Origin of the sequence: Draconibacterium mangrovi (assembly GCF_010586825.1) — a bacterium.
GTDB classification, from domain to species: domain Bacteria; phylum Bacteroidota; class Bacteroidia; order Bacteroidales; family Prolixibacteraceae; genus Draconibacterium; species Draconibacterium mangrovi.
In genome coordinates this window covers 104,070-124,902 of the sequence record NZ_JAAAGB010000005.1, presented here as the reverse complement: position 1 = coordinate 124,902, position 20,833 = coordinate 104,070, and the positions used below count along the sequence as shown (strand labels likewise).

Below are 20,833 nucleotides of genomic sequence, written 5' to 3'. Positions count from 1 at the left end.
ATTATAAACTGAGATGAAAACACTTTCAATTATAACTATTTTACTTTTAGGTTTAGTGCACCTTCCCACACAAGCGCAAACCAACGATATAAAAGCCAGAATCGAAGAAGCCATGAGTGCCGGACCACCTTCGATTACTAAAAATGCCACCATTCTCGACTACTCGTCAGAACCCGACGGAAAACCAATCGTTTTGCGTGAAGGAACCAACGGGTGGACCTGTTTCCCCGATAATCCACATATGGACGGTTATAATCCCATGTGTATCGACGATCAAATTATTGAGCTTTTCAGTGCCATAAAAGAAAAACGAACACCTGATATTACCCGAACAGGCTTTGGCTATTTTTTGCAGGGAGGAGCTCCGCGCAGCAATACAAATCCCTGGGATACCAGTCCTACTCCCGACAACGAATGGATGGAAATACAAGTGCCGCATATCGTCGTTGTCTCACCGGACGAATCAGTTATTGAAGGAATACCAACAAATTCGGATAACGGCGGCCCGTGGGTAATGTGGAGCGGAACGCCCTATGTTCACATCATGATTCCGGTACCGAAATACATGCAGAAGTAATTCCACACGTACTTCCCTTCACCTGGAAATGGACTCAAATGAGGAAATAATTCCCAAATTGAGAAAGGTTGAAAATATAATATTTTGTTAAACATCTAAAGGTCAGACCTCATTCAGCTTTGGTATGACTCTTGGTAAAGATGATACAGGGGAAAGCGACTTCTGTATTTATGATTGGTTTTGTGCTTAGGGGTTTGTAAACTATCAATCATCTTCAAAAAGCGTCCATAGAGCTTTCCCCTTCTTTTTTCTACCAACGATTATTGAGACCCTCCCAACATTTTTGTATTCCACCATAGAATGACATTCAATGTAATAAGTACAAGGCAGCGGACATTTGTGAATCGTGCCGGGATGAAAGATTTAATTGTTCGTTGCTGCCTTACCCCACCTGCTTATGTAATTGCGAGGGAGGAACGACCAAAGCAATCACGTCCAATCACCCTTTAATCCCTCCCGATGCGATGATCGGGACAGAGGATTAAAGACCAAACTTCATTGCAAACAATATCCTTCCTACAAAACACATAGGATAACTTTTATTCCGCAATATCCGTAAGAAAAGTTACGTCCATTTTCTGTTGTGGAAAAACCAGACTTTTTATTAACCAAAAATTACCAATTATGAAAAATTTCAGAAAATTGCTGTGTCTGGTTTTCTGCGTCAGCCTTTGTTTTGCTTGTGCAGATTTTAATGAAGATGTTACCTCCGACCTGAAAAGCGGTAAGTACGGCTCCGATAAAGATGGAGACGTAAAAATGGTAACTGTTCCATTTAAAGCGCATTACCTTGGAACGTATATGCCCAATGGAGACAAATGCGATGCAAATATTATCGTCGACGGTGTTGGCGAAGGAACGCATGTGGGAGTTTCCACCGTCCATTTTGATTTTTGTATTCTTGGCGCGTCAGCTGGTGGAGATTCAATCTTTTATGGCAATACTTACGCCTACATTCTAGCCGACAACGGTGATACACTGTTTATCACTGTTGAAGGAGCTGTAGTTTCTCCGCCGTTGGAAGATCACCCGGATTATGTTGTTAACTACTGGAGAGATCCGTTTGAAATAGTTGGTGGATCCGGACGTTTCGAAGGAGCCACAGGAGGAGGTTGGTCGGATGATTACAACAGTACAGAAGACAACAACTCGCACCATTACTGGGAAGGAACCATTACAATGCTAAAAGGCAAACGGTAAGAGCCGGATCTTTATACCCCAATACAAAAGGCTTGACAACTTGTTAAGCCTTTTTTGTTGCAATAATTATTGAGATTGCTTCTCCGTCAGCCGACGGATCGAATGACACGATAGAATAATAATCAGGGCAGTGGACAGAAATGAATTATGCCGGAATGAATAAGGTTATTGTCCGCTACCGGGTATATAACCTGAAATTGCCATTGCAGAGGAGAAACCACCAAAACAATCCAAAAGACCACGCAATGTCCCGAAGTTTCGGTAGCGCGGAAGGGATTAAAAAAGACCATCCAAAACGGACGGTCCTTTCTTAAAAAAAAGTATTTCAATAAGTAGTAAGGTATTTCTTATTCAAGGTTACTGGTACTCATATAAAGACTTTGCATGGTAATTTTTCCATCTTTATTAAAATAATCCGACATCATTACCGGTACCTCCAGTTTCTTTTGGGTAGCTGGATCTACTGCCGACCATGTCCACCAGGAATAAACAACGGTCATATCTCCGTTATTATAATGGATACAGTCGGGATAACCCTGTTGTTTCACAGTAATCTTATCGTATTTTTCAAAATCAGCCATCCAGCCTTTTTTTGCATCTTCCAGTGGAAATGATTCATTCCACGGCATGGTTAAATCGCTGAACCGGGCATTTTCGGTATAAAACGCCACCAGTTCGTCGAGGTTTTTATTACAGTAGGCATTAACTGCCTTTCGTACCGTTGTAATGTATGGATGATTATCATACACTTCACCGTTTTCGGAGGTGGTACCGCTTTTGCGAATGGCGTCGAATGTAGCGGTTGGGAAATAAAAACCAATATGTGTAATTTTTCCGTTGTCGTTAAATTTGTAGAGGTTGTGATACGGTATGGCTATATTAATTCCGCTTTCAATGTGTGTGCCGGTAAACAACAACCAATCCTGCACCCATGTTCCTCCTTCTCCGTAATCGATGGCATCCGGATACGCAGGTTTGTCATCTTTTACTTCCAGATTTTCGTAAGCTTTGCTCCACGATTCGGTAGCATTTTTAAACACTGCGCTTGATACTTTGTCCCAGGTCCCGTTCATTGAGCGAAAAACACTGTCGGCAAAAAAACTTTGAAAGGCTGCGGCATCGCCATCCTGAAAGGCTTTCCACATTTCGCGTGTTTTGTTAATGTATTCATGTTCCGAATACACTGTTCCGTTTTTGGTTTGCGCAAAGGCGCAGGTGCCCCATACAAGCACCAGTAAAAGGCAAACAAGTTTTTTCATGTTCTTTTTATTTGGTGAAACTTAAAATTAAACAGATGAGATCAGGCATATCGCGGATCAGGACGAAAGCTCCATTAACATAACCGTCTATACGTTAGAATCTTTAAAAGGATACCAATAGCATCGCAGGCATCGAAGGATTATTGTTGCCGGTTAGTAGTGAGGAGAACAGAAAACAAATCCGTGCAGCCGTTACCGTGCTCATTTATTGTGCAACGTCAACTTTCAGTTCTGAAAAAGCGTATACCATAACAACCAAAATGAAAAATCATGAAATCTTTACCTTTCGCCGGCCCAATCCCGCCAGTACATCAACGCGTATCCGTATTCAGAATCTTTCTGCTGGTACTTCTTCTGTATAGTTTGCCCATAGTTCTTTATGCACAAAGCAGTGAAGCACTAAGCATTGGCACATTAAAAGCTGTTCCCGGAGAAATTGTTTCGGGGAATTTAGTGGTCGACAGCGGTGTGGACCAGGGAACAACTATCCCTGTAAGCATAATTTGCGGAACTAAACCGGGACCGGTGCTCACGCTGTTAGCAGGATTGCATGGTACCGAATACGTACCGATAATTGCCCTGCAACGGTTGAAATCGCTGGTGCAACCAAATGAGCTATCAGGAACGCTGGTGCTTATTCACGTAGCCAATACACTTTCGTTCAAAGAAAAAATGGTTTACAATAATCCGGTAGATCATAAAAACATGAACCGTTCATTTCCCGGGAAAAAAGAGGGCACTCTTACCGAAAGAATGACCTACACCATTACCTCCGAGGTGCTGCCTAAAAGCGATTATTATATTGATTTACACGGAGGTGAGTTTAACGAACGTATTATCGATTACCTGTATTTTTACTACAATTGCCCCGATCCGGAGATGGATAAAAAATCATACGAGCTGGCACATGCCATGAGCAACAAATACCTCTTCCCTTTCGATTATACGTGGATAGCAGATACTGCTGCTTCGGAGTTTTCTGATTTTGAAGCACTGCGACAGGGAGCTTCGGCGATTACCCTGGAATGGGGCGACCGCGGGATTGTTACTGCCGAAGAACTGGAAGTGGCTACCAGCGACCTGCTAAATGTTATGCGTAAAACCGGCATGCTCGAAGGAGAAGCTTACACGAATGAGCACCCTGTTTACCTGGAAAACGAACAGGCCATGACCTGTAATTATGATGGTATTTTTTATCCCTTAACCGACCGCGGGCAATATGTAATTAAAGGGACCAAGTTTGGTTACACCACCGACTATTGGGGGAAAGTTGTGGAAGAATATTTTACACCAATTTCGGGAATAGTTATTGTAACCATTGCTACTCCTGCAATAAAAAAAGGCCAGGTTGTAGGCCGGGTAGCCGAGGTTCGGGAAACGTTTGAAAGGAAGTAGGCTAAAAAATGCCGGAATGATCGAGCAGGAAAACCCCGGCAATTCCTGCCCGGCGGTCAAAAACTGATTGTAAAACTGAGTCCAAACTGATCGGGTTGTTTGAAACCGGTATACGCCGATGAATTAAACCGAAGCAAGGCAATTTCCACCTGCTTTTTACGCGAAGCACCGGCAATCCAAAAGGGAACACCAACAGCAGTTGAGGCCATTCCCAAAAGCATAAGTGTGCTGCCAAACACAAACTGATTCTGATTATCATCGTCCCAGAATTCCCAGAAATCATCTAAACTAATAGCGACAATAACCAGTCCTGCAGAAAACGCCCCAACGCCCGACCAGGTAAGTATTTTCCCGGCTTTTACATTGGCCTGAGCCCGTTGTAAGGCATAGTTTAACTGTGCCTTGCTTAGATCGTTGATATCCTCGACACCATACGACCTTGTATACCACTGCCCCTGCACGCTTAACGACATCAGGCCCAAAACTATCACTACCAGAATTTTTTTCATTGTTGAAATCTAAAGGTTAGTTGAAATCAGTTCGTTTTCCCTCACATACGCTAAAAAACCAAACAATACGAACGGTGTAAATAAGCTCTCAGGCTATTACGGTTTTACGGAGTAAAGGTTATCTAAGCCTTGGATTGTTATTGCTGAAGGAATGATAAAATACCTACCCGCATACTTCAACGTTGCCCGGTTTTTACACCCACAAAAGCTCCAGTTATCGACAAGGCGAATCAAATTCCCCAAAAGATCCACGATCCTGCCGGTATAGATGTGTCCGGATTAAAAAGAACCATCCTGGTTATTTGTACTAAAGATAACCCATGATTAATAGCTTAGGTCTTTTTGGTGCGGTGTAACGTAATTGAATTCCAAATGCTTTTACACAACATTCCGGACAAATATTACAAAAGGCTTTTTTGATGAAATAACGGCTGCCCGAAACAATTTAGTTGCCGGATAAACAGTGCACCAATTACAAATCAGAGCCTGGCAGAAATTTGCACTACCGCAAACGATAATGGATTGAAGAATTTAATAGATTTGCTGCGTTTTATCAATCCTGTATATGAAAGGTCTTTTTACAATTGGTATGCTGATAATGTCGAATACATTCATGACGATAGCATGGTATGGACATTTGAAATTTAGTGAAATGAAGTGGTTTAGTCAGCTTAGTATGATTGGCATTGTGTTAATCAGCTGGGGAATTGCTTTGTTTGAATATTTTTTTCAGGTTCCGGCAAACCGTTTGGGATTTAAAGACAACGGCGGACCGTTTTCTTTGATCGAGTTAAAGGTATTACAGGAAGTGATAACCCTTGTTGTTTTCACCATTTTTACCATTCTTATTTTCCGAACAGAATCATTCAAATGGAATCATTTTGTGGGTTTCGTTTTCCTGATTTTAGCAGTGTTTTTTATTTTTAAGAAGTAAACGGCAATACCGTACAGCCTTCTGTCTGGATACGTTTCAATTCAAAAAACTTTCCCCCTCTCCCGGTAATGATGGTAACGATCTTAAATACCATCGGGGATTAAAAACAGGCTTTCACCAACAGGATGGTTAAAACATGTAAGCAGAGTGCTGAACAAGGCACGACTTACAAATCGGCGTCAGCAAAGGATTTCATAACCCAAGCGTCACAAAATCGTATAGAATAACAGACATTGCAGATTGGTGTATGACTGAAACAATTTTATGAAGACCAAAAAACCGACATGAAAAAGTTACTATACATAGTGCTTATAGTTTCTGTTCTTCCCTTGTTTCTATCTGCTCAGGATGGCATTTTTTCAAATACGCCTTCTGAACCGGCGATGCTGCACAGCAAGCGCGATTTCAGCATTTTTGTGTCAACAGGCTACCTTTCAGCAAACAATCCTTACAATTCAAGTTTATCAGGGGGGATAAAAATGCGCATGTTTTTGGGAGAACGATTCAGCTTCGATTCAGGTTTTTTGATCGGGGAAGACCATTCACAATGGGGTATCGGAACGATAGGTTTACCTTTATGGATGCTGGGCATGGGGGTTTTAGCTGATGAAGAGGATGATATTGGAACAGAATTTTGGACCTTTGTATTTTTTGGGCTTACAATGCTTCTCTCCAGCGAACATATTGCCTATCATATTCCCACGCACAACAATATCGAAATCTCTCCATATGTAAGTTTTCTTCGGTTTAAACAGTTTTCGAATGTTGTAAGTCCGGAACATCCCGACGGGTACGATGGAGCTACCTGTTTTGCCCTGGGAATGGAGTTAAACACGTATTTCAATAAGTTTATTGTAGCTCCGTATGTGGATTACAACATAGCCTATTCCGGAAACTTCAGAGGTTTTAATGTTGGGATAAATTTGGGGTATTATCTGCCAACAAAACGAAAATAAAAAGTTATCCTGATCAAAATACTCCGGCTAATTTTTGCTGTTTTCATTTCCCCTCCACAAATCAGATATTCCGCTTTGTTTCTCCGTCAGCCGACGGAGGAAATGTCAGGGTAAGGCTTGTGTGTTGGCCGACAAAGGGGATCCAGGAGGGGGTACCGCGTTTGGTTTAATCCAGAGGATTAGCTTAAAATCTTACAATGCGCATTGCAACAAAGCCTGTATTTCTTTCGTAGTAGTAGCTGTGGAAAAATCGGACCACCTTACCACCAAAAATCGGAGTCACTGATCGCAGGAGAGATATTAATGCATACTTTTTAAGTATAGCATACAGGCTTTGTTACAAAAGTATATAATATGCATGTTGCTGTGCGAGTGCGTAGTCAATACCTGTACGGACCTGGTTTAAAAACCAGAGAGAGGTGGTTAATCGGTTCGGCTTTCCCGGTGTACTATTGCATGCTTTTTTAGGAAAACTATGAGACAGTTAAAGATTACAACGACTATTACTAACCGTGAAAGTGCTTCGTTAGACAAGTATTTGCAGGAACTTGGCAAGGAACAACTTATTACGGTTGAGGAAGAAGTTGAATTAGCACAACGAATTAAAAAAGGCGACCACGATGCTTTGGAAAAATTAACCAGAGCTAACTTGCGTTTTGTTGTATCGGTGGCAAAGCAGTACCAAAATCAGGGATTGAGCCTACCCGATCTGATAAACGAAGGAAACCTTGGATTGATTAAAGCAGGTCAGAAGTTTGATGAAACACGTGGGTTTAAATTTATTTCCTATGCAGTGTGGTGGATTCGGCAATCAATTCTTCAGGCAATTGCCGAACAATCACGTATTGTCCGTTTGCCATTAAATCAGGTAGGTTCGTTGCATAAAATTAACAGGACAATCGCAAAATTTGAGCAAGAACATGAACGGAAGCCATCGCCGGAAGAATTAGCAGAAATACTGGAGTTACCTGCCGAAAAAGTTGCCGCTACGCTCAGGGTATCAGGAAGACATGTTTCTGTTGACGCCCCCTTCGCGTATAGCGAAGAAAATAGTCTTTTGGATGTTTTGGTAAATAAAGATTCACCAAACGCCGACCGTGAGCTGATGACGGAATCACTGCAAAAAGAGGTACACCGTGCATTAGAAACATTGGTAGAACGCGAGAACGACATTATCAGACTGTATTTCGGTCTCGGTTGCCGGGAAATGACACTGGAAGAAATCGGAGAACGATTTGGATTGACCCGCGAAAGGGTGCGGCAGATAAAAGAAAAGGCTATCCGACGCTTACAAAAATCATCACGAAGTAATTTATTGAAAACATATCTGGGCTAAGTAAGGATTATCGATTAAGGATGAAGGATGAATTAAGGCTGCGAGCCGCTGGTTGCCGGCTGCCAGAGATTGCTTCTCCCGAATCGTAAAACTCATCGGCATCGCAATGACGCGGTATATACAGGAGCAGGGCAGCGGACAGAAGTAATTCATAACAGGATGAATAAGTCATTGTCCGCTGCCGGGTCCCCACAACAAACAACGTCGTTGCGATCCGCCAGCTGGCGGAGAAGCAATCTTTTCCTCGTGTAAGGATTCGCGTGCTGACAGATTTTTTTGCACCGTCCTTCAGGGCGGTGATATAGGAGTAAATAGCATTTTAGGCTTTAGCCTTTAATGAGAAAATTAATGGCTAAAGCCGTTCTTGTGGTCTCAAAATTACACCGGGCTAAAGCCACGGTGCAAAAAGGTGTTTCAAAGGATGAAGGAAGCTACCAGTTGCTAGCTGCAAGTTACAGTTATTGGGCGCTTGGCCATATAACTGTTTAGCATTTGGCAATTTTAAATTCAAGCCCCACTCCGTCATACAATTTAAGTGCTGAGGTTTGGGAAGCAGTTATCAGGTAACACTAAACTTTTCCGTATTCACTCAATAACTAATTTACTCAATAACTTATTCACTCAATAACTAATTCAATACTCACTAACCCTATCAACTTTCAGCTGGCGCATGGCTTCTCCTTCGGTAAGTTTGTAGCTTATTTGCCGTATACCGCCGGTTGGATTGGCGTTGCTGTCGCCATCGTTATATACCGGAAAACGTTGCACCAGGCGATTCTCAACCACGGCAAACGCATCGTGCCCCATATAACCTTTGTTTAGCTCAGTGTTTTCGGCTACCGGTGGAAAATTCACTTGGCTCATCGACTTTAAATTATTCACCGAAAAAGCATAAACATTGCCGTAACTCCCGCTGCCATCCGATTGGGTATACACAAATAATTCGGGCGATCCGTCGGCATTCAGGTCTTCCACCTCGGCATCTGTTACCCGCGAACCTGTAATTTCAAAGGTTTCGTTGTAGTCGTGTGGCAGGCCAAAAGTGCTTACGGTAAAGGTGTTTGCCTTGTTATTTCGGATAGAGGAAACCGTAAACCCAACATCCTGTAAACGTAAAACCTTAATAAACGAGGTTTTATCAACCTGGTTGGTATCGAGCGGCTCATCAATTTTTGTGTAGCTTCCGGCAAACGTGGCTCCACCTGAGCAAAAGAAGTAAAGCATGTTTTCGTCGGCCTCGTTTTTAGTGGAAATGGTTAACGAATCGTTGGAAAAGGAGTAAACAATGGCCTTGCCGTGGTTCACCGATTCGTAGGTGTTATCATCGGTTTTAAAAGCCCGTGCATCAAACGAGCAAGTTGGGTTATTTTTATCGGCACGCGAACGCACCGATACATAAATGGAATTATCAGCACCTTCTTTTACCCTTACCGCCACCCAGTCGTATCCCTCGTGGCGTATGGCATAAGTATCGTTTACGTAGTTACCGTAAAGGGTAGGTTTTTTAGTGGATTCGGGCACAGCTTTATCTTGCGTTTGTTTTGGATTAGTACAGTTGGTGAGTACCAGAACGATGAGGCCAACAAGCAGGGTGTAATTTGTTTTCATAATTTGCAGGTGTGATTCATTGCTATTAACTCCTTCAAAATAGGAATTGTTTGAATGGAATAAAAGGATTTGTGAAAGAATTGAAGGATGAATCAAGGAAAAAGTTGAGCGAAGCTGGAACTGGTCATAGGACATTGGTCACTGGATATTAGCAGGCAGAAAAGCAATCTAAAAGGGCACAAAAAAAAGATGCACCGTTACCGATGCATCTTCTGAACTTACCGAAAAATTAACAAACTCCCTGATCACATGCCCCGGGAATATTATCTTGTTTCTGTTTCTACTGGTGTTTCTTCGCTTCCCGTAGTTGTTTTTTCAAAACGTTTACTCAGGTCGTCGTAAATCGATTTGGCTCCCGGGATATCCATTTTAGCCGCCATTTTCACCGAGTTGTAATACATCAGTGCTGCCACATAACTTTCGGCGCCGGCTTCCATCGTGGTATCGTCGAGGTTATCCGACAAAATACGCACCTGGCGCAACAGCGGCATCAGCTGGTTATGCACCGTCATATCGTTCCGCATGCCATCGACATCCATATACGGAGGTGCAAATTGTGGTGCACGGCTCAGGTAGTCGAGCGCTTTATCAACAAAAGGCTGGGTTTTGTCACTCATTTTGGGGAGTTCGCGGCGTTCGTCGGCCGACAAGGCAATCACATAAGGTTGCAAAGCGGTGCTAATCGTTGTCAGTGCTTCATTTACTTGAGTAACTGTTTCGGCCGGAATGGTAAAATTGATTTTGTTATCCATTTTTGTGTGTTTTAATAGATTAAAAATTATTATTGTTTAACACTGAACCGAATTTACAACACCCCTTTCCTTTCTGCCAAAACACGCAGCGTGTAATTTTTATGCTTTGCGACATATCACTGATACACAACACATAAACAAATCTACCTCAAGCCCTTTCGAGAATTCAAGGGGGTACTTCCGAAGGTGTCACTCTACCTTCCGAAGGTACTCTTTGGGCTTCTGAAGGTATCGTTCGGGCTTCTGAAGCTGAAGCTCCGCGTTCAAAAGTTAAAACTTGTGCTTCCGAAGGTGTCGTTTGAGCTTTTTAAGCTGAACGTTGAGCTTCCGAAGCCGGACGTTAAGCTTCCGAAGGTGGAATTTCGGCTTCCGAAGCTGAAGCTTGAGCTTCTGAAGGTGTCAATTCAGCTTCCGAAGGCGGAATTTGTGCTTCAGAAGGTAGTAACAGTACTTTTGTTGCAAAAAAAGGGTGCTCGCTACTCCGTATCTTTTGTTTTTGAGCAAAAGAAAAGGGAACACCTCAATGGATGCTCCCTTACAAATAAATAATCCTGTTATATAAAGAATGAATCAATCTTCTTCCGGCTGTTCATTTTGCCCCGTATCCTTAGCGTAATTGCTTCGGATAAAACGTTTTTTCAAATCCTCGTAAATGCTTTTGGCTCCGGGCACATTAATGCGCGATGCCTGCCGAACCGAGTTGTAATAATTAAGGGCATTGGTGAAACTATCGCCACCGGTTTTTAATGCCGAATCATCCAGTCCGTTGGTAAGCTGTTTGCTTATGCGCAGCAGTTCAATCAGCTGGTCGTGTACCTGCAGATCGGTGCGCAGCTTTTCGGCATCCATGTATTGAGGAACATACTCAGGGGCCAAAAGCGTATAATCGCACGTTTTTTCCACAAAAGGATAGGAACGATCGCTGATTTTGGCGCTGATCTGCCGCTCGTGGGGCGTTAAAGCAATTAAATAAGATTTTAAAACGATAAGTGCATTTGTAATTAACTGGCTAGCCTCGTTAATTACCGGCTCGGGAATCCCCGTAGGTGTTTTGGTTGCCATAATTTGTGGGTTTTAGTTATTAAAAAGGTTACGTTTTATAGTATTTGGTTAATAAGTATACAAGTTATGGTAAATTATGGGCTTTTGCAAATCCTGTTTTGAACTATGGTCGGTTGAGGTGATAAAATAAAAAACCACCTCCCCACTGATTTAATTTCCCCTACTGCCAGGAGGGGTGGCAGCGATATGAGATTTTAACTCTGATGATTTATATGCTTTCACTGACGGAGTGGTGATTTAACTTTGCTAATTGCGGCGCATAGATCTTCCCTGCCCTGATCTGCTTTGGCTGATGCGCCTTTTCCGGTTTACCTTTTACCCCCGGATTACTCGCTCCGTCTGCCGACGGATCGTTCATCCGGGCTTACTAAAATCAAATCCCTACGGGATTATTTGATATCCTAAACGAAAAGGGCCAAAGGTCCGTAACGTTTAAGCGTTGTTCGTAAGGGCAACGAATAGTTACGCAGATTTTCGTTTCCCCTCCTGCCAGGAGGGGTGGCAGCGATATGAGATTTTAACTCTGATGATTCATATGCTTTCGCTGACGGGGTGGTGATTTAACTTTGCTAATTGCGGCGCATAGATCTTCCGTGCCCTGATCTGCTTTGGCTGATGCGCCTTTTCCGGTTTACCTTTTACCCCCGGATTTCTCGCTCCATCTGCCGACGGATCATTCATCCGGGCTTACTAAAATCAAATCCCTACGGGATTATTTGATATCCTAAACGAAAAGAGCCAAAGGTCCGAAACGTTTAAGCGTTGTTCGTAAGGGCAACGAATAGTTACGCAAATTTTCGTTTCCCCTCCACTAAATCAAATATTCCGCTTTGTTTCCCCCATTCGGAGCAAAAACCGCGCGATGCCCCTAACTTTCTGGGGCGCGGCAGCGGTGTTTTACTCCAGGTTTTGATGTAGTTGTTTTTCCAATCGTTTTATTTTCTTTTTTAACCTGGAGATATCAAAAGCACTGCTTACTGCACCAAGTATGAATCCCAGGAACAATAGTGATAATCCGTATGGATAATGTTGAAGTCTGAAAAATGCGCCCACCAGAACCATTACTGCTCCGATAGAATAAATGATTCCAATTACTTTTGTTACTTGTTTGTCGGTCATCTTATTTGATTTAGTTATTAGTGGTTGTTATTAACACTGCTCGTTGCACCGAAGTTTCGGGGGCGCGGCAGCGGTAGTAAAAATTATAATTATAGTTTAAATCCGGAATTTACCATCGCATTGGTTTTTTAAGCATTTCTTTCACAATCCCAACCCAGTCTCTCTTTTTCCATTTGGGCATTTCATTGTGAACCTCATTATTAATAACTCGGTTTTGCTCTTTTTCTTCTTCTTCCTCCCAATATTTAAGTTTGTTATCAATCTCTGCTATTATAACCGGGTCGTTCGTTAATTTACGTAATGCCTGTGCTGATTCAAGCGAAACTAATTTCACCTTATCATTTAAACTTTTTCTAAGCGCCGAAACCGCATTTACAGCTCTTAAATTTCCTAAATGTTTAGCCGCTAACAACCTAACATCATACAAACCATTCTCCAAGGCAAAAACGAGTTTCGACGTATCCTGCATTCTATACCATTGCTCAACTCTTTTTTGAGTAAGTTTGATTAGCCCATTTTTATGAAGAAATGATAAAGTGGTCATTAATCTTGATTTTATTTTTTCGCTTGTTTCAACCGAGGCACGGATTACAAATCCGCGCCAGCGGAGGATGCCCCTAACCTTCTGGGGCGCGGTAGCGGTGTTTTAATCCAGGTTTTGATGTAGTTGTTTTTCCAATCGTTTTATTTTCTTTTTTAACCTGGAGATATCAAAAGCACTGCTTACTGCACCAAGCATAAATCCCAGGAACAACAGTGATAATCCGTATGGGTAATGTTGAAGTCTGAAAAATGCGCCCGTCAGCACCATTACTGCTCCGATAAAATAAATGATTCCAATTACTTTTGTTACTTGTTTGTCGGTCATAATTATATGATTTAGTTATTAGTGGTTGTTATTATCACTAAGCGAAGTGATTCACTGCAGCGGTGTTTGTTCAATTTCTTTTTTGCCTGATGCGCAACGAAAAACCCAGAATATTCAGTGTAAGTCCTAAAAAGGTTACCCCTCCGGCTATCATTTGCATTCATCCTGAACCGGGATTCTCAACGGTTAAAATTATTCCTGCAATCAGTATTACAAGGCTTACGATGTAAATAATAATGTTTGTTTTCATTTTGTAGGTTTTAATTAGTAGTGTTGTTATTGAATGTTGTTCGTTTCTATTTAGTAGTAGGGTTTACAAATCCGCGCCAGCGGAGGTTTCGTTGTTAATTATTCTCCAAATATTCTTCTAATGTTGGAATCAAGTATTTTACATCGATAGAGTCGAAACTCCACTTTTTTCTAGCAAAGCTCACAATATCAGTATGTCTTTTATCAATTGATGAAGTTTTCCAAATTGCGTTATCATTCTCTAACTCAGCATAATCTTTTATTTCTGCTTGCTGATTTAATAATGGGTTCTTTTTATATGATTCTAGTTTTTCTTTGAACGCTTTATTTCCAATCGATGCATTATGTGAACCTGAAATTAACATTAGATTACCCAATGAATTCAATTTGTTTGATATAAACTCTTCGGAATACTCATTTTCTTCATTTACATCGTATCCGCAGGTTAGTTCTTCTCCCACTCTGGGTGTTCTTGGAGAAATGTGTTCTATCTGCTCATTATCCAATGAGAACTTTTTTATTTTATAACCTTTATTTTGTATCGAGTTTTCATATTGCCAAAGGAGGTAGTTCAATACTCCATTTCCATACATCCCTCCGTTTAAATAGTTTTTAACATTAGAATCACCCCAATACCAAGATTCATTCAGCTTATTCTTAATTGCAGTAATCAACGATGGTAAATCTCCATTGAATGATAATAGAATTGAATTCAAACGTTCTTGAATATTGGCACGACTATTAATTAGTTTGGCTCTAAATGTTAAAATCTCCAACACTCGAAATAGAGTGTTCAATTTCTTCTTATCATCTCCAAAATACTTATATCCTTTGATGATAAATGGATAAATAAATGCGGGAGCTTTCAGTTCAAATAATTTTGCAGAATAGTCATCATCTGACTGCTCATATTTCTTCATATTTGAGAATGAAGTATGAAGTTCTGAAATGTAATTTTTAATCCATTCAACTTTATTTTCAGATGACTTAAATACCTCTTTTATATCATTTAATGTTCTGTAGTTATACCCCTTTATGTAAGCATTATTGTGATAAATTAAGACACTATCCTCATTTAAGCGTTTATAGTCATTGATAAGTAAATAAATAAGTTTGAAAATATTAGATACATTCTCAATATTAGATTCCGTTTCTTCAGGCTCGCTGTATACATACATTTGATACATGAAATAAGACTTGATTTTTTCCATGTTTGTCAAGTCTTTACCTCTGTTATTTTCAAGCTCAAACATTAATGCAGAATCCTTTTTCCCTGCTAATTCAATAACAGTCAAATCAGTTCCTTCAATTTTTTCAAGAATGTTTAAAATCTTTTCTGTAGGCAATTTTGAAAGCTCAACAATAAAATAGTTTTTTGCCTCCTTAATTCTTTCTTGAGATTGTGTACTAACTTCATATTTATCCTTATTGTCAACGATCAATGCATCATAACATGCTCTATCATATTCTACAGGACGTAATTTTATGTTCCCTCCGTTTTTCAAGAAAATTGTCTCTTTAGTTAAAAAGTCAAAATCCTTTAATTCACTTTCCGATTTTCGTGTAGCTAAAACATTTAATATAGAACGTATAAATATGGTTAGTGTCGTTATTCTTTGTTGTCCGTCAATGATTTCATATTTAACATCTTTCTTTATCGTCTCGAGCAAAAGGTTACCATAAAAGTAATTGTTTCCTCCTTCAATTTGTTCTATCAAATCATTTAGAAACGTTTTCCATTCTGGTTTCTCCCAAGAATATGCTCTTTGATATACAGGTATTGTGAATGACTTCTGTGAACTATCAAATAATCCTAAAGTTGTTTTTCTATAAAAATCCATATTTTAATATTTTCCTTTATTGTTCGGAGATTCCCTTCAATGAACGCCAACAATCACTTTAATGTGGTCGGGCGAGATTTCGAAGAGAAATCCAGTCAGACCCGCAGGAGAGTGAGCAGAAGGTCTGACTTGTCATACCGCTGAAATCCCCGCCTGCCATATACAATGTGTTATGCAACGTTTTTTATTCTCTAATTTTTTTGAGTATTTCCGAAATATCTCTATCATAGTCATCTATCCATACAGTTTTCACTCCCAAAGACTCTGTGTCTTTTTCTTCAAATCTATTTTGCATTTCCATCAGAAAGCTAACCGTCTCATCAAAGTCAATATTTGCTATTACTTTTTCATTAAAGATTTCAGGATTTTCATCTAATATCTTCCTTAATCTTTCTTCAACCCAGTTTCTTTCTGGTCTTATTTTCAGAATATAATGGTACTTTTTCTTAGTCTTTTGAGAATTTGCAATATCCAATAAACGACGAATATTTGGGTCAGAAAGTGATATTCCTATAAAAAGACAAACCTTATCTCTGAACTTATTTATTTGGACAATATTATTCCAACTATAGATATTGTTGTACTGCTCATGGTAAACAAATTCACCTAAAGTTATAGAGTTATGTATGTTTATTCTTCCTTTCTGGGGTAGATATCCATGAACATGGTAAATTGGTAATGATTTGTTATCAGGATTGATACCTTGACCATATACAGACTGAAATGGTATGTCTATACCTTTTTCATTAAGTTTTGTTTCTATAACATCATCATAATTGTAGGTTATTATACCATCTAGATTGGGACTGTTGCCAGGGGCAACACACAACTTAATTATCTCATCCATTATATGCGATTCCACATCTTTATCATATGTTTCATAGAGAGCACTTCGAACATCTTTTTCAAATTTGTTTTTAATCTTCTCATCGATGAGTGTTTCTTGTAGATAACGACCTGCAACTAGCGGATTTGGATTGAATAGTTTAGTAAATACTTTTGAAATAACGGAGGCTTTTTGAGGCTCTTCTTCAATTGTTTTAAATAAAAGTCTTTGCAGAAGGTTATTCCAATTGGGTAAGCCATATATAGAAGAAATACCTGCACCTAAAACTAAATTGAGACTGCCATCTTTAAAAGCTATTTTTAAATTACGAATTGCTGTTTTAGAAGTAGACTTCCTTGTTGCAGGTAATTTGTGAGTAAGATTTTCAATGTTTAATCTATTTATTGTAGCAATACTACTCTTCAACATATTCATATAGCTGGTAGAATAGTTGAGTTTCATATTTTCAATGTTCTCAATCATTTTTTGAGATGCATTTATATATTCATAAATATTGCTCATCTTGGTTTAGTTTAATTGTAAAAATTGTGTTGCATATTTTTAAGGAAGTGGAAAAATAATTTGCCAATTTAAGTCAGGATTATATATCAAATCAGATTCAATTTCATCCTCTGTACACCAAGCTCCAATGAAATCCTCAACCATTCCCTCCGTCATTGTAGAATGTATGCTATATGGTCTTTTTTGCTTTCTATTGATATATGAAAGTCTGTACCAATCTTCCTCGTCAATGAATTGAAAATTATCCTTCCCATAAATATATCCTACTTCAAAGTAATTTTGGTCAAAGTTAAATTCACCTTTTACATTTTTGCATATTGAATTTTCTAGAACTTTACTCTGAAATTGAGCAATTTCGCACATAATCTTACAGTTATCAATGACTTCTATGCTTGATAAGTGATGATTAGTTAATCCATTCGCAGGAAATTTATAGGAAAATATCTCTCGATATTCTCTAGCCCAAACAATAAACTTTCTAATCTCAGCACCCTTTGTTTTGTTATATTTTGCAACTATATCTCCAAGTAAATTTATTGTTTTTGAATGTGTCATTGTAAATAAGTCATCTTCATTCCATTCCACGAATGGAGAGGTCAAAACAACTGCTCGTGCGCAATTAAGAAGAGAGTAGTATAAAAGGTATGGTTCTACAATTTTAAGATTTACTTTATTTGCATGTTCGACAGAGCTTAATAATATTGTTGATGACAATATCATTTTAATCGCTATGAAATCCCTTATAGTCCACTGAGAGTTAATTGTATCATTCCATGATTTCGTAAGAGCTGAGGATTTTACACTTAAACTTGAGTAATTTTTCTTCACTTCTTTTTCTGAAAATGTTCTATCCAGCATTACATAAGGAAAGTTATCTTTTAATTCATCAGTCATATTTGAGTTATAAATTTTTAGATAATAGAGAAAGCATTTTATTTTAAAAAATAGTCCTTGAAATCTTGTTTTACATTTCATATTTAATTGTCATATCTCTTGATTTAAAATGTTGCATAACGTACGTATAAGTATATTACCCATACATCGCTTATAGCGTCAAAATTAGATTTTCTTATAAGTTGTTTATTTCAAATAATCTATCCGCTTGTAAACATTTACAAATCCGCCAGCTAACGGATAGTCGTTTACAAACGGCTAATCCAAGTACTTCCGGGGTCTTTCCAACACAACGAAATCTTCTCTGTGACCGGGTAAGGAGTGTTAAAAATAACATTTGTTTACATAAAATAAAATAATTGTGGAAAAGTTTTGATAATCAAGGGGATTAAAAGAGTTACGAGCTGCGAGACACGAGTTGCGAGTTATTGGTCATTGGTCATTTGTCATTAGTCACTGGGCATTGGTCATTGGTCACTGGTCATTTTGGTCACTGGGTGATGATCGCTTTTTAGGCGTTAAAATTGTGGCCGCAATCGAAACAATGCGATTTTTTACGGATCAAGGGGAAAGGAGTACTGAATAGCAGCGACAAAACCAGGTACAACACATCCCATTTGTAGTCGATCGCAAATCCGTATTTGGTGTTATCCGATTTACAGTTGGGGCAAATAAGCGCATGTTCGTCGGCGGCACGGGAATTATACCGATCTACCAGCTCTTTATCCAGGTAATATTCAACCGGGCGGGTTCGCAAATACTTAAATACGTCGCGGTCGAAATCGAACAATTCATAGAAAAAATCATCCCAGGTAAAATGTAATTTTTTGTTCGCCAGCACTTGAAATTCCTTTTCTTCTTCAACAATTTCAGCCACTTCGGCGGGGTTTAACAGCGTGGTTTTTATTTCAGCAGGCTTATCCAGCAAAGCCGGGTTATTACGAATTGCCGATTTGATGCTTAAAATCTCCTGTTGCCTGTGGTATTCCGACTGAAGGATTTCGCTGATTTTGTACTCCCCCATTTCATCCGGCAAACAGCCTTTTTTCAGGTGTTCGAGCAGTGCAGCGGCCGGCTCAAGCTGGTGCGACGGTACTTTTAGTTTTACACCTCCAACGGCAACCGCCCGAAAGGGATGTACCCAAACTATATTTTCATCAAAAAGAAAACAATCGATGCCTTCGGTTTCCAACCGGCCTTTTAAAAGGTGGCAGTCCACCGGAATGTTTGAAGTGAATAGTGTTTCGAGTTTAATTCGTGTCATTTATTGGTTTTTAGGGTTTTGCGTGCCGACTGGGTTTTTATAAATAAAACTTGATTGTATCACAATATCATGGATGGCTTTTGCTTTTTAAAAGTATCGTCTTCTCCGCTTACCACTCCCACGGAATAATATCTTCCTCTTCGATAAAACCAAAATTCGATATGGTATGTGTACTTGTAATTTCGGAGATGCTAATTACCCCATTTACATCGCTTGTATCTATGGAGGAGGTAAGCACGGCATGTTCTTCATTTACAGCCAGGCTAAAAACTTCGTCATCGTATATAAACCGAATGGTACCGTCGGTTTCAATTTTCAGCAATTCAAACGCGGCGTGTTTAAAAGGTATTTCGTAAACTCCGGTGAGCCCCGTAGCACAACCGGCACCTGCTGTACCCGTTAAACAGGTTCCTCCGCCGTAAATAAATTTGAGGTCTTTATTCATCTCAAAATCGATGATACCATTTAGTGTATGCAGGTCTTCATTGTAGCGATAGGTAGGAAAATCAATATGTAGCACCGGTGGTTCGGGGCCGGAAATCAATACGCCGTCCACTTCAGTATAACCTTCAACAAACAGATAGAACATTGGCCCATCGTCGTCGTTATCGAAAATACAGGCTCCAAGCGGGAGGATAAGGATCAGGATAAACAACAGTTTGTAATTTCTCATGACCGGAAATGTTTGTTTGCTCTTTTGAGTATGTGTTATAAAAGTAACTATTGTTTAGTTAAAACAAAAGAGGACACGAAGGATTAGTTGATCGCAGCAACAGGATGTTTATAAATAACTATCGATTGTACCACAATATCATGTATGGCTTTTGCCTTTTTATTGCCGCTTACGGTGATTAAGGAAAGCCAGCCCAGCAAAGCTTTTATGATGTAGCGGATTACTGCCAGCGGGAAAAGAATATTCTTCTCCGGGTTGTTGGCTCGTTTTACGCGAATTCCAAACAGAAAATGACCAATTGTTCCGCCAAAGATGCTGGTAAAAAGCGGGTCGTAAAGCAGGAAAATAAATACAAATGCCGCTATCCGTGCAAAATCGGGAACGTTTTCGAAACGATCGAACAAAGCAACAATGCCCAGCATAAAAATCAAAAGGATTACCGAGTCGGTTATCACTGCTTTTACTCTTACAAAAACTCCGGGGTAGTTTTGGTTTTCCATTTTTTATTTATTGGTATTTCTTTTTGGGTATGAATTACAATGTTGTGCTGCAGAGGGATAACTGTATTAAATTGAATAGAAGGATTATTGATGAAGGATTAAGGATTAAGGATGAAGGATGAATCAAAGCTACGAGCTACGAGTTGCGAGCCGCTGGTTGCTAGCTGCGAGCCACGAGTTACTAGATACGAGTTGCGAGTTGCTGGTTGCTGGTTGATAGAGATTGCTTCTACCGATTCGTTAACTCATCGGTATCGCAATGACTCGATAGTATTGAGTGTCAGGGCAGCGGACAGTGGTGAATCGTGCCCGGATGAAATCATTCATTGTCCGCTGCCGACTTTAGCTAACAAATAATGTCATTGCGAGGGAGGAACGACCGTGGCAAACCGAATGGAAGGATTAAGGATTAAGGATGAAGGATGAAGGATGAATCAAAGCTGCGAGCCGCTAGTTACTAGCTGCGAGCCACGAGTTACGAGATACGAG

General features: G+C 39.9%; 20 protein-coding genes. 6 read left to right on the top strand and 14 right to left on the bottom strand.

The window, feature by feature from the left end; all coding sequences use genetic code 11:
- Positions 1-13: 13 nt before the first annotated feature.
- Positions 14-577, top strand: coding sequence for a hypothetical protein (locus G4420_RS14090; protein WP_163324499.1), 564 nt, complete (start codon positions 14-16; stop codon positions 575-577).
- Between the two features lie 624 nt (positions 578-1,201).
- Positions 1,202-1,777 (top strand): hypothetical protein, encoded by a 576-nt coding sequence (locus G4420_RS14085; RefSeq protein WP_163324497.1) that lies wholly within the window; start codon positions 1,202-1,204, stop codon positions 1,775-1,777.
- A 347-nt stretch (positions 1,778-2,124) separates the two neighbouring features.
- Here the strand turns inward: G4420_RS14085 and G4420_RS14080 are convergent, their stop codons facing one another.
- The gene (locus G4420_RS14080; protein ID WP_163324495.1) at positions 2,125-3,036 is read right to left on the bottom strand and encodes a nuclear transport factor 2 family protein; all 912 of its coding nucleotides are present in this window, start codon (positions 3,034-3,036) and stop codon (positions 2,125-2,127) included.
- Between the two features lie 270 nt (positions 3,037-3,306).
- On the opposite strand from G4420_RS14080, the gene G4420_RS14075 reads away from it, so the two are divergent.
- Positions 3,307-4,431: a succinylglutamate desuccinylase/aspartoacylase family protein gene (locus G4420_RS14075; protein ID WP_163324493.1), complete on the top strand. Its 1,125-nt coding sequence runs from the start codon at positions 3,307-3,309 to the stop codon at positions 4,429-4,431.
- 56 nt (positions 4,432-4,487) lie between these two features.
- Here the strand turns inward: G4420_RS14075 and G4420_RS14070 are convergent, their stop codons facing one another.
- On the bottom strand, positions 4,488-4,940 hold the full coding sequence (locus tag G4420_RS14070) for a hypothetical protein (protein WP_163324491.1): 453 nt from the start codon (positions 4,938-4,940) through the stop codon (positions 4,488-4,490).
- A gap of 565 nt (positions 4,941-5,505) precedes the next feature.
- Here G4420_RS14070 and G4420_RS14065 point away from each other — a divergent pair.
- The 3 genes from G4420_RS14065 to G4420_RS14055 all read left to right on the top strand — a co-directional run bounded on the left by G4420_RS14065 (position 5,506) and on the right by G4420_RS14055 (position 8,166).
- Positions 5,506-5,874, top strand: coding sequence for a DMT family protein (locus tag G4420_RS14065; protein WP_163324489.1), 369 nt, complete (start codon positions 5,506-5,508; stop codon positions 5,872-5,874).
- A gap of 284 nt (positions 5,875-6,158) precedes the next feature.
- Positions 6,159-6,830 (top strand): hypothetical protein, encoded by a 672-nt coding sequence (locus G4420_RS14060; RefSeq protein ID WP_163324487.1) that lies wholly within the window; start codon positions 6,159-6,161, stop codon positions 6,828-6,830.
- A gap of 475 nt (positions 6,831-7,305) precedes the next feature.
- Complete coding sequence (locus tag G4420_RS14055) at positions 7,306-8,166, top strand: sigma-70 family RNA polymerase sigma factor (protein WP_163324484.1); 861 nt, start codon at positions 7,306-7,308, stop codon at positions 8,164-8,166.
- 633 nt (positions 8,167-8,799) lie between these two features.
- On the opposite strand, the gene G4420_RS14050 is transcribed toward G4420_RS14055, so the two are convergent.
- From G4420_RS14050 to G4420_RS13995, 12 genes are all read right to left on the bottom strand, one after another.
- A complete protein-coding gene (locus tag G4420_RS14050; protein ID WP_163324482.1) occupies positions 8,800-9,774 on the bottom strand; it encodes a PliI family lysozyme inhibitor of I-type lysozyme in 975 nt (324 codons plus the stop codon).
- 263 nt (positions 9,775-10,037) lie between these two features.
- Positions 10,038-10,526, bottom strand: a complete 489-nt coding sequence (locus G4420_RS14045) for a hypothetical protein (RefSeq protein WP_163324480.1) — start codon at positions 10,524-10,526, stop codon at positions 10,038-10,040.
- Between the two features lie 570 nt (positions 10,527-11,096).
- Positions 11,097-11,588 carry a hypothetical protein gene (locus G4420_RS14040; RefSeq protein WP_163324478.1) on the bottom strand — a complete coding sequence of 164 codons (492 nt, stop codon included), beginning with the start codon at positions 11,586-11,588 and terminating at the stop codon, positions 11,097-11,099.
- A gap of 897 nt (positions 11,589-12,485) precedes the next feature.
- Positions 12,486-12,707 carry a LapA family protein gene (locus tag G4420_RS14035; protein WP_163324476.1) on the bottom strand — a complete coding sequence of 74 codons (222 nt, stop codon included), beginning with the start codon at positions 12,705-12,707 and terminating at the stop codon, positions 12,486-12,488.
- A gap of 109 nt (positions 12,708-12,816) precedes the next feature.
- Positions 12,817-13,251 (bottom strand): HEAT repeat domain-containing protein, encoded by a 435-nt coding sequence (locus G4420_RS14030; RefSeq protein WP_163324474.1) that lies wholly within the window; start codon positions 13,249-13,251, stop codon positions 12,817-12,819.
- Between the two features lie 102 nt (positions 13,252-13,353).
- The gene (locus tag G4420_RS14025; RefSeq protein ID WP_163324472.1) at positions 13,354-13,575 is read right to left on the bottom strand and encodes a LapA family protein; all 222 of its coding nucleotides are present in this window, start codon (positions 13,573-13,575) and stop codon (positions 13,354-13,356) included.
- Positions 13,576-13,919: 344 nt separating this feature from the next.
- Positions 13,920-15,665 (bottom strand): DUF262 domain-containing protein, encoded by a 1,746-nt coding sequence (locus tag G4420_RS14020; RefSeq protein WP_163324470.1) that lies wholly within the window; start codon positions 15,663-15,665, stop codon positions 13,920-13,922.
- 184 nt (positions 15,666-15,849) lie between these two features.
- Positions 15,850-17,013: an SIR2 family protein gene (locus G4420_RS14015; RefSeq protein WP_163324468.1), complete on the bottom strand. Its 1,164-nt coding sequence runs from the start codon at positions 17,011-17,013 to the stop codon at positions 15,850-15,852.
- 39 nt (positions 17,014-17,052) lie between these two features.
- Positions 17,053-17,907, bottom strand: coding sequence for a hypothetical protein (locus tag G4420_RS14010; protein WP_163324466.1), 855 nt, complete (start codon positions 17,905-17,907; stop codon positions 17,053-17,055).
- A 511-nt stretch (positions 17,908-18,418) separates the two neighbouring features.
- Positions 18,419-19,171, bottom strand: a complete 753-nt coding sequence (locus tag G4420_RS14005) for a putative signal transducing protein (RefSeq protein WP_163324464.1) — start codon at positions 19,169-19,171, stop codon at positions 18,419-18,421.
- A 109-nt stretch (positions 19,172-19,280) separates the two neighbouring features.
- Positions 19,281-19,844: a hypothetical protein gene (locus tag G4420_RS14000; RefSeq protein ID WP_163324462.1), complete on the bottom strand. Its 564-nt coding sequence runs from the start codon at positions 19,842-19,844 to the stop codon at positions 19,281-19,283.
- An 83-nt stretch (positions 19,845-19,927) separates the two neighbouring features.
- Complete coding sequence (locus G4420_RS13995; RefSeq protein ID WP_163324460.1) at positions 19,928-20,344, bottom strand: RDD family protein; 417 nt, start codon at positions 20,342-20,344, stop codon at positions 19,928-19,930.
- Positions 20,345-20,833 lie beyond the last annotated feature (489 nt).

Coding starts and splice junctions, on each gene's coding strand:
- G4420_RS14090 (WP_163324499.1), top strand. CDS start 14: ATGAAAACACTTTCAATTATAACTATTTTACTTTTAGGTTTAGTGCAC.
- G4420_RS14085 (WP_163324497.1), top strand. CDS start 1,202: ATGAAAAATTTCAGAAAATTGCTGTGTCTGGTTTTCTGCGTCAGCCTT.
- G4420_RS14080 (WP_163324495.1), bottom strand. CDS start 3,036: ATGAAAAAACTTGTTTGCCTTTTACTGGTGCTTGTATGGGGCACCTGC.
- G4420_RS14075 (WP_163324493.1), top strand. CDS start 3,307: ATGAAATCTTTACCTTTCGCCGGCCCAATCCCGCCAGTACATCAACGC.
- G4420_RS14070 (WP_163324491.1), bottom strand. CDS start 4,940: ATGAAAAAAATTCTGGTAGTGATAGTTTTGGGCCTGATGTCGTTAAGC.
- G4420_RS14065 (WP_163324489.1), top strand. CDS start 5,506: ATGAAAGGTCTTTTTACAATTGGTATGCTGATAATGTCGAATACATTC.
- G4420_RS14060 (WP_163324487.1), top strand. CDS start 6,159: ATGAAAAAGTTACTATACATAGTGCTTATAGTTTCTGTTCTTCCCTTG.
- G4420_RS14055 (WP_163324484.1), top strand. CDS start 7,306: ATGAGACAGTTAAAGATTACAACGACTATTACTAACCGTGAAAGTGCT.
- G4420_RS14050 (WP_163324482.1), bottom strand. CDS start 9,774: ATGAAAACAAATTACACCCTGCTTGTTGGCCTCATCGTTCTGGTACTC.
- G4420_RS14045 (WP_163324480.1), bottom strand. CDS start 10,526: ATGGATAACAAAATCAATTTTACCATTCCGGCCGAAACAGTTACTCAA.
- G4420_RS14040 (WP_163324478.1), bottom strand. CDS start 11,588: ATGGCAACCAAAACACCTACGGGGATTCCCGAGCCGGTAATTAACGAG.
- G4420_RS14035 (WP_163324476.1), bottom strand. CDS start 12,707: ATGACCGACAAACAAGTAACAAAAGTAATTGGAATCATTTATTCTATC.
- G4420_RS14030 (WP_163324474.1), bottom strand. CDS start 13,251: ATGACCACTTTATCATTTCTTCATAAAAATGGGCTAATCAAACTTACT.
- G4420_RS14025 (WP_163324472.1), bottom strand. CDS start 13,575: ATGACCGACAAACAAGTAACAAAAGTAATTGGAATCATTTATTTTATC.
- G4420_RS14020 (WP_163324470.1), bottom strand. CDS start 15,665: ATGGATTTTTATAGAAAAACAACTTTAGGATTATTTGATAGTTCACAG.
- G4420_RS14015 (WP_163324468.1), bottom strand. CDS start 17,013: ATGAGCAATATTTATGAATATATAAATGCATCTCAAAAAATGATTGAG.
- G4420_RS14010 (WP_163324466.1), bottom strand. CDS start 17,907: ATGACTGATGAATTAAAAGATAACTTTCCTTATGTAATGCTGGATAGA.
- G4420_RS14005 (WP_163324464.1), bottom strand. CDS start 19,171: ATGACACGAATTAAACTCGAAACACTATTCACTTCAAACATTCCGGTG.
- G4420_RS14000 (WP_163324462.1), bottom strand. CDS start 19,844: ATGAGAAATTACAAACTGTTGTTTATCCTGATCCTTATCCTCCCGCTT.
- G4420_RS13995 (WP_163324460.1), bottom strand. CDS start 20,344: ATGGAAAACCAAAACTACCCCGGAGTTTTTGTAAGAGTAAAAGCAGTG.